At 49.2% G+C, this 8,367-nt stretch carries 13 protein-coding genes; 2 read left to right on the forward strand and 11 right to left on the reverse strand.

Annotated features, from left to right (window positions below; all coding sequences use genetic code 11):
- Both VMT62_00050 and VMT62_00055 read right to left on the reverse strand, forming a co-directional pair.
- Nucleotides 1–498 (reverse strand): ATPase domain-containing protein (locus VMT62_00050; GenBank protein ID HVN94797.1); only part of this gene is annotated, 498 nt, incomplete at its 3' end.
- Between the two features lie 3 nt (nt 499–501).
- Complete coding sequence (locus VMT62_00055; protein HVN94798.1) at nt 502–873, reverse strand: circadian clock KaiB family protein; 372 nt, start codon at nt 871–873, stop codon at nt 502–504.
- Between the two features lie 332 nt (nt 874–1,205).
- Between VMT62_00055 and VMT62_00060 the strand changes: the two genes are divergently transcribed.
- A complete protein-coding gene (locus VMT62_00060; GenBank protein ID HVN94799.1) occupies nt 1,206–2,168 on the forward strand; it encodes a LuxR C-terminal-related transcriptional regulator in 963 nt (320 codons plus the stop codon).
- A 101-nt stretch (nt 2,169–2,269) separates the two neighbouring features.
- Nucleotides 2,270–3,163, forward strand: coding sequence for a PocR ligand-binding domain-containing protein (locus tag VMT62_00065; GenBank protein HVN94800.1), 894 nt, complete (start codon nt 2,270–2,272; stop codon nt 3,161–3,163).
- A gap of 367 nt (nt 3,164–3,530) precedes the next feature.
- Here the strand turns inward: VMT62_00065 and VMT62_00070 are convergent, their stop codons facing one another.
- The 9 genes from VMT62_00070 to VMT62_00110 form a co-directional block, all read right to left on the reverse strand.
- Nucleotides 3,531–3,743 (reverse strand): hypothetical protein, encoded by a 213-nt coding sequence (locus VMT62_00070; protein ID HVN94801.1) that lies wholly within the window; start codon nt 3,741–3,743, stop codon nt 3,531–3,533.
- 41 nt (nt 3,744–3,784) lie between these two features.
- Nucleotides 3,785–3,961 (reverse strand): hypothetical protein, encoded by a 177-nt coding sequence (locus VMT62_00075; GenBank protein HVN94802.1) that lies wholly within the window; start codon nt 3,959–3,961, stop codon nt 3,785–3,787.
- Nucleotides 3,962–4,403: 442 nt separating this feature from the next.
- On the reverse strand, nt 4,404–4,883 hold the full coding sequence (locus VMT62_00080) for an Hsp20/alpha crystallin family protein (GenBank protein ID HVN94803.1): 480 nt from the start codon (nt 4,881–4,883) through the stop codon (nt 4,404–4,406).
- A gap of 60 nt (nt 4,884–4,943) precedes the next feature.
- Nucleotides 4,944–5,339: an isoamylase early set domain-containing protein gene (locus tag VMT62_00085; GenBank protein HVN94804.1), complete on the reverse strand. Its 396-nt coding sequence runs from the start codon at nt 5,337–5,339 to the stop codon at nt 4,944–4,946.
- Nucleotides 5,340–5,369: 30 nt separating this feature from the next.
- Entirely contained in the window at nt 5,370–5,681 is a 312-nt protein-coding gene (locus tag VMT62_00090; GenBank protein ID HVN94805.1) for a hypothetical protein, read from the reverse strand.
- An 87-nt stretch (nt 5,682–5,768) separates the two neighbouring features.
- Nucleotides 5,769–6,413, reverse strand: a complete 645-nt coding sequence (locus VMT62_00095; GenBank protein HVN94806.1) for a YMGG-like glycine zipper-containing protein — start codon at nt 6,411–6,413, stop codon at nt 5,769–5,771.
- Between the two features lies 1 nt (nt 6,414).
- Nucleotides 6,415–6,792, reverse strand: coding sequence for a hypothetical protein (locus VMT62_00100; GenBank protein ID HVN94807.1), 378 nt, complete (start codon nt 6,790–6,792; stop codon nt 6,415–6,417).
- A gap of 94 nt (nt 6,793–6,886) precedes the next feature.
- A complete protein-coding gene (locus VMT62_00105; protein ID HVN94808.1) occupies nt 6,887–7,396 on the reverse strand; it encodes a universal stress protein in 510 nt (169 codons plus the stop codon).
- A gap of 133 nt (nt 7,397–7,529) precedes the next feature.
- Nucleotides 7,530–7,817, reverse strand: coding sequence for a hypothetical protein (locus VMT62_00110; GenBank protein ID HVN94809.1), 288 nt, complete (start codon nt 7,815–7,817; stop codon nt 7,530–7,532).
- Nucleotides 7,818–8,367 lie beyond the last annotated feature (550 nt).

Consider the following 8,367-nt stretch of genomic DNA (forward strand, 5'->3'; position numbering starts at 1 on the left):
AAGCCATCTGAAAAGGCGGCGCAACTCCGCCCGTAAAATGCCCTCGTTGGGAAGGGAGGCGAAGAGGACCTCGAGGGTATCGAGGACCACGCGTTTTGCCTTCACGGAATCGATGGCACTTTCGAGCCGGACGAAGAGGCCCTGCAGGTCGTATTCTCCGGTTTCTTCGATCTCTGAGCGTTCTATGTAGACGTAATCGATGGCGAGTTTCTTCTGCTTCGCGAGGCCGTTGAGGTCAAAACCCAAAGAAGAGACATTCGTCGCAAGTTCCTCTGAGGTCTCTTCGAAGGCCATGAAGACGCCAGGTTCGTTATAAACGGTTGCGCCCTTGACAAGAAACTCAAGGGCGATGAGTGTCTTGCCTGAGCCTGCGGCCCCCGTGATAAGAGTCGGACGCCCCTTCGGGATACCGCCTAAGGTAATCTCGTCCAAGCCCTGAATCCCCGTGGGGCATTTCTTTAGGTCGAAGCGAGCTTGTGCTGATGTTTTGGGTGACATGGATTAGGGCCTCCTGCTTGATTTAGTTGGTTTAGTTTCTAACTCGAGTCCCACCAAAAGTTTTTCGGTGTCGGTCAGATCACCAATAAATTTTCTTAACGGGGGGGGAAGTTCTTTAATGAGAGTGGGAACTGCCACTACCTGTTCTCCTTTTACCAGATCAGGGTGCTGATAGATATCGACAACCTCAAGCTCATAGCGGCCCTTAAGGTGTTCCTCGCATATTTTTTTGATATTTTCGAGTGCATGGCTCGATCTCAACGATACACCCGCGATATAGAGACGAAGCACATATTTCGCCTGCACCGGTTTCTTCGCTGCCTGTTCGGAAGTTTCCCGAGCGCGTCCAACCTTGCTCCGCGGCTTCTTATTCATCTGTTATGATCCTGTTCAAACCGATCCACCAGATCATCCTAGTATTTTTTTAATAATACAATAGTCTTTTGAAGGCCGTCAATGGAAATCACTTGCGAGATAAACGGGCACTTGATCGGTACCGATGTCTTCTGGACAGCCAAATTTTTGCTCGCTCTCGGCAACCATGTTGGTTGCCTTTGATCTCTGCGTGTATAATATTATAAATTACTGCGATAGTGGCGAGCTGGCTTCAAATGCCAGATGTCCAGAAGATTAGGCAGAGCGATTCCATGAAAACGTTGCCGCCATAATTTTAGGTCACAACAGATGGAGAAGGAGAACAGCCGAGAATGAAAAAAAAGATTCCCGTCGCCACAAAAGAGAGCCAAAAGCATCTCCTAGAGCAAATTAGCGAGCTACGGGCACAGCTCGAGGAGGCGAAACAGACGCTTAAGGCCATAAGAAATGGCCGTGTCGACGCAGTGGTTGTTGACGATGGGGGCAGGCCTCACGTGTATACCTTGGAAAGCCCCGATCTTCCCTACCGAAGCATCGTTGAAACAATGGCCGCAGGCGCCCTAACCTTGAACGAAAGCTATATAATTTTGTACTGTAACAGTTTCTTTTCCAATATGGTCGGTATTCCTATGGAGCAGCTCATCGGTTCCTCTTTCCTGGATCTTGTGCCGGCTGGATACCGGAGCATCTTCACCGGATTCATCGAGCGAAGCCATACGGTGAAATCTTTGCAAGAACTGCCTCTAAAGACCGCGTCCGGCAGGGAACTCTATATCCATCTTGCGGGCGGCTGCGAGCTTCGCGACCCACACAATAGCTGCATAGTGGTAACGGATATTTCTGCACGAAAATCGGCGGAGGATGGTCTGGATATCAAGTCGCGCAATCTCGAGGAGGTAAACACAGCCCTCCGGGTCCTTCTGAAGCAGAGAGAGGGAGATAAGGGCGAGCTTGAAGAAAACATTCTTTCCAACGTAAAGGAACTCGTTCTCCCGCACCTCGAAAGATTAAAGAAGGGCCGACTGGATACAGCACAGTTAAGCACTATCGAAATCATCGAAGGCAATCTGGCGGTGATAACTTCACCCATAGTTCGCAAAATGCATACCTTTGATCTCACTCCCAGGGAGATTGAGGTCGTCTCTTATCTAAAAACCGGCAAGACCACAAAACAAATCGCCGAATTGCTTGGTACATCCGTGAGATCGGTGGAGTTCCACCGCTACAATATCAGAAAAAAGCTTGGATTAGATCAGAAGAAGGCCAATCTACGATCCCACCTGCTCTCGCTATAGTAATACTAGCCAAGTACTAGTATTAAGCTAGTATATTTCTAGAATGAAAACACCCTCTAGTTGCAATAAACTAATAAAAAAGAAGGAGAAGGACTGTAGCTATGGTACGCAAGCTCCTCCATTTTGCCGACTTTGCCAAGCTCCCGATGATTGCAGAACTTTTAAACAAGGCAACCGGTATTCCGCTCTCTATCGTCGATCCCAACGGCACGATTTTCGCGAGGGCTGGCCGGCTGCGTATCTGCAACCAATTCTGCAGGCTAAATCCAGGAGAAAGACAGTTCTGCGCAGGGGGCGATCCGGGCATCGCAGCCAAGGTTCTGGCGAGCCGAACGTATACAGTGGACAAATGTGGCAGCGGGCTGATGAATGGATCGATGCCTATAACACTCTCCAGCGAGTACGCGGGTAACTTCGTTGCCGGGCCCGTCCTTTTCAAGTCGCCCGATACGTCGCTCTTCAAGCAACAAGCTCTAAGGTTCGGATTCGATGAGAGCCGCTATCTTGACCAGGTGTCCAAGGTTCCTGTCGTGGCCAAAACAAAACTGCACGCCGTACTCCATGGTTTCTCTGTTCTCGCGGACACAGTGTCCGAGGCATCAGGAGCACTCCCGAAACAAAGAGAGGGGACCGACAGTAAGTTTAAGGAGAATATCGCATCAAATGTAAAAAACCTCATCCTTCCCTATGTGGAGAGGCTAAAGAAGAGCAAGCTGTCCGTTGGGCAGAGAAATATAATGGAAATTCTCGAGTCCAATCTAAGGGGGATAACTTCACCAATTGTCGGGAAAATGCAAACGCTTGGCCTCACGGCCAGGGAAATCGCGGTCGCATCCCTTTCAGGCGAGGGCAAAACAACGAGACAGATTGCTGGGCTAATGGGTGTATCCGCGAAAGCGATAGAATTTCACCGGTATAATATCCGCAAGAAGTTGGGGATAAACCATAAGAAAATCAATCTGAGCACCTACCTGCTGTCGATCATGCAAGAATAGGGCGTGCGCCAAATTACATTGTGTTCGGCCTCTTCCTCCGTTTTTCCGCAATCGTCGACGGATTTCAAAAAAAGATTAGCGAGCCGATCATTGAATACCAGTTGAAAGCGTAGATCAAGCGTTGTATTTCAAACTGTTTAGTTCAGGAAGGAAGCAACAGGATTCACTGCAACAAATCTGCTACCCAGCCTTGTCAAAAATACCGTCGAGGAAGACATTCTGAACGGGCTGGTTGAGCCAGCTTATTTTCCATGAAGTGACGGCCTTGGTTTTATTGTCAAGGCTGTAGCCTTGCCAACGTGCCCCCTGAGTCTCACTCAAGGAGTCCCATAAAGAGTCCGATCAAGGAGTCCAGATTTGCAGAACTTTATACTATCTCCCCCTTGCTCGCTTTTAGGCCGGTCCACCGTTTGACGATCGACGGGAAGAACCTCATAACTTTCTTGGGGGGACGGCCCTCTCTTGTGCAATAAATAGCGCCGGCCCTTTCGAGCTCTTCCCTTTTCCGAAAAGCCATCGACCGTTTCATGCCCAGCATTTTGCACAACGCAGCCCATCCCTTCGTAGATACGTCGTCCAAACTTGTCACCTCCTCGGTATATTCAACAGGCTTGTCTATATTCAAGCCGGCTCGTCAGTAATAGCCGATTTGATGCTCCTATCCATGGAAATATCCCCCTCAACGATCTCATATGACTCGTCCTCTTTTATGCCTGCCTGTTCTAAGGCTTCCTTAAGATAAGGGGCATCAACAGTAATGTATTCTGTATCATTTACCCGGAACTTATAACGAGCCATGGTGAACCACCCTCTTAAAGTTTATCATGTCTCCTTTTCTCTTGCGTCGTAATTCATATGGTTTTTTCTTGGCAACCAACCAATCCGCACGATTTTAGGACCGAACTGTTTTTCTCTACTCTTATTCTCCAGGGCGATCGAGACTATCGACATGAGCAGCAACATGGTGTTCTGAAGATAAGGTGGGGCCACCGGACGGTTGCGCGTCCGGTGGTGAATGAGGAATGAAAATGGATAAGGTTTTTGAACATACTACTGAAAGACCCATACGTCAAGCGCTTCGATTCCTGAACGTCAAGGGCCAAAGGCAGGACAACTCTTCGTTGGGTACGTCGTTTCGGAAGGCTTGACACGTTCAGCCTAAATTGGTCCCGCAGTTCTCGTAAGATAAGCGTCACCTGATCGCCTTCCCGGAGAACTGCGGCCGTTATCGACAAATACGTCATTCCACTTTCACCTTAACTTCTTTCTTTTTTGCTTCCTCGGTTTTGGGTATCCTTATTTCGAGGATGCCATCCTTTATCTTGGTTTTTGCCTTGTCGGATTGTACTTTCGCTGGCAGGTTGAAGGTGCGGGAAAAGGAACCGTAGGAACTTTCATAGTGATAGTAGTCTTTCTTCTTCACCTCTTGTTCATTCTTCTTCTCACCGGAAATCGTGATGGTATCTTCAGTAAGGGTAACATCGATATCCTCTTTCTTGACCCCCGGCAGCTCTGCCTTGACAACGATGTCATCTTTGTCCTTCAGGATATCTATGGAAGGAACGATCTCTTCAGCCTGCGAGAACCGCGGAAAGGGGTGACCGAATAAAGAGAATGGCCTCCGGAAGACATCCTCAAACCATCTCTCCATGTCCCGGAGCCCAACCATCGGCGTATCCGCCTCTTTCTTTACCAATTCCTTTGATTCTTTGGTTGCCATAGTACACCTCCTGTGTATTTTCTCGTACCGGTCATCGATTCTGTTCGTTATATCTGAACCCTAAACGATGACGATGCAGTTCTCGCTGCCAAACCCATTCGGGCGTCGCAACATGTTCTCGGGATCGTCCCACCACTCTCCATCGACGACAAACCGGTACTCGTGCTCTCCGGAATCCAAAGCCAGGGTACAGACCCACCTTCCGTCCTCGTCACAGTCAAGCAAGGTGGCCGTGGGGTCCCATTCGTTGAAGTAACCGACAACAGATACCTGTTCTGCTTGTGGCGCCTTCAATTGAAACGTTACTTCAGACTTTCTCCGAGTTCGGGCCGGTTTCTTTGGCGCGGCTTCTTTCTTTTGCGCTTTTACCGGAGCCTTCGCTTCAGCTGCCTTTGTTTTCACTGGAGCCTTCGTAGTTTTCCCTGCTGTCTTCTTTGCTTCAGTCTTTTTCTTCATGTTTAGTTCTCCTGCCGCTCACGTTTTTGTTCAATGTGCCTGCATGGGCGAGTCTTGCCGCCTTATTGGATGAACATTCGTTTTGGGTATGGTAGATGCCACTATTGCAGATGCTTCTTGCGGACCCAGATCGAAAACCATTCTGTTGATCATGCCCACCCCGACCAACCGAAGCATCTGGGGCGTGTCGTCATCAAACTTGACACCGGTCATGATATGTCCGGATTCGTTCTTCACGCACAGGACAATCTGATTATCCACTTCGGTAACGCAACCCTCCCGACCCGTCAGCTTCACAAGTGCAATTTCTCTTATCTTTCCTACAATTTCTCTGATTCCCATTTATTTGGTCCCTCCTCTTAAACTATTATCTTCGGGCTACCGACACCCGAACGAGGCTAAAGTGTGCTCCCGATCCGAATCCATATTTTAAGGAGGCGAGGGAGCTGGAGTTGTTTGGGAAGGAGGCGGCGGCCCTATAGGTGCACCCTGTCCTCTGGCTCCTGGGTTTACCCGTACCATATGTTCGGGCACCCATGTGCCATTTACATACTGGTCCGGCACCGTCACCCATGTCCCTGAAGCCCTATTCGCGGATGGAGGTGGGGGTGTATAGGTTCGCACCGTACGACGGATCACGCCAGGGATCTCGTTGCCCTTAGAATACATGCATTGTTCGTAGGCTATGTTGTACCGCCTCTGAAGCTGTGACTCGGAAATATAGGCCGCATTGCTTCCCACGGCGGCCCCTCCAAGCAGACCTGCTCCGGCGCCAATCGCGGCACCGGTACCGGCGTTACCCGAGACAGAGCCCATGGCTGCACCCAACCCGGCCCCTACCGCCGTTCCGACCACCGCCCCGGTGGCGAGGTTTTGATTGGCTGTCTGGCTTGGCGATGCTCCCCCAATCTGCTGCTGTGCCCATTGCCTGCAAACAGCGTCATCGGAAATGAATACCTCAAAGGGCTTTCCGGGGCCCGGTACTACCATGACGGTAGGGCCCGTGGGCATTGTGGCACAGCCGCCTAAGACGACCACGAAAAAGAACGATAAAAGAGTTTGCTTCCATTTCATTTTAGCGTACCTCTCCTCCTGGGGCCGGCGGGGTAGGAACTACCCTCATCCACCCGCCCGGACAGTTCGTGATATATGGATAATAACCTTCAGGGTTCAGACAATAATACCAATAAGAAGGCTGCTCCGGTTCGATATACACCGGAGGCTGGGTATCCTCGAAGGGGGGATAGTAATAGCCGTATGGATAATAATATGGGTAGTACCAATACGGATCATAGTAGAAGAAGCCAAAGCCGCGTGGCCCTCCAAAGTGGCCCCCATAAAGATGGCCTCCACCGCGGAATCCACCGTGATGTTGGGCGTAAACGGAGGTCGGCAAAGAACCCAAAACGAGAAAAACAGCAACAACAATGATAACGAAAAACGTTTTCATCATTTATCTTTCTCGTGCGGAACATAATTCTTCGACAGGTTCATGTCAATATGAGAGCCGCTCGTTTACCATTCCGTGACAACCTCAAACCACCGCCTCAGAGCGCACCCATCTCGATGCCGCTCTTTTCGGATGGAAGCGGGATAACTAAAACCGGTTTACGGGTCCTTTGCAACACTGAGGATGCCGTGCTCCCAAGAAAGGTCTGTTTCAACCACCCCTTTCCATGGGTACCGAGGACGATAACATCACACTCTTTTGTATCTGCGGTAGCGAGGATTTCTTCCACGGGGTAACCTTCCCTGACCATGACCTCCGACACGAGATGGACGCAGGGTGATCCTATTTGGGACTCTGCGTTCTTGCAGAATTGTTGCAAACGTTTCTTGATCTTGGCAACACCTTCTTGTTTCTCTTGCTCTCTCGCCATTTCAAAGGCACCGAAGTCTTCTTGCCCGTACACTAAAGGAGGAAGGGGTTCGATGCAATGGAGAATGATAATCTTTGCATCATGTTTTTGCGCCATGTCCACGGCAAAGTAAAATGCATACGATGCATTCTTCGTAAGGTCAGTGGCATAGAGAATCTTCTTAATTTGCGGGATCATAAGTTCTCCTCCATCTTTTTCTGTCGGCCTTCACAGCAACGATATGTGGGGTAGCGGGTGTCGCCCTCTCTCTTTGAATAAGATAGGGATAGACCAAGCGATGTCAAGTGGGTTGTACAATCTCGGGCTTCTACTATCGTTTGACTGTTGTTCGTTTGAGCAACCCGCCCAGGAACTGTCCTCCAAAGAAGGCTGCGATCAATAGGGGGAAGGTTACCATTCGCCAGCCGATACCGCTCACAATGCGTAGGCCAATGATAAGGGGCACCGGGACATGAACGGCAAGAAACCACCGCAGAGAAAACCTCTTTGCACCAGCCCTCCAATAACCGAAGGGCAAATTGATAAAAAGAACCACTGATGAAATGAATATCAGTTTCATACAGGATATAGAATAAACCTCCATTCTTGAATATGCCATACTCACAGCTCATTTTCAGGCGAACTCACCCATAATTGTCTAACGTGAACAGTGGGATTGCACCTGTGTCAAGGAATTCGGTTACTGAAGAAACTCTGTCCACCTGTAGCCGAATAGTTCGATAAATACTTCAAGAAAGTATTACAAAAAGAAATACACATTTGTCTTGTCAGAGAAGACAATTTTCTTGCCCGGTTGCAATTTATCTATATTAACAAGACGTTTTGAGGTGCGTCCCTTTGACGTATTATCTGCCATCTCGTCACGTAAGATGCGGCCATTTAAGGCTATATCATCAAGAGCGCCTTTGCCTCAAGCCGCGGCACGTTTCTTGATATAGGGATTATATCTAAGACTGACAAAGGTCGGAATTCATATTGGAGGCGATCCATGCTCGATGAGACAAATTCCTACGAAATTGAACCGGTAATCCCAGCGGAAGAGAAATCATTACCCCTCCAGCTTGACTCATTCAAGAAATATCTTGCAGAGGTACGAAGATACCCGGTATTAACGAGGGAAGAAGAAATCAAGGTTACCCGGCTCGTCT

The sequence above is a fragment of the Syntrophorhabdaceae bacterium genome (genome assembly GCA_035541755.1).
Taxonomy (GTDB): domain Bacteria; phylum Desulfobacterota; class Syntrophorhabdia; order Syntrophorhabdales; family Syntrophorhabdaceae; genus PNOF01.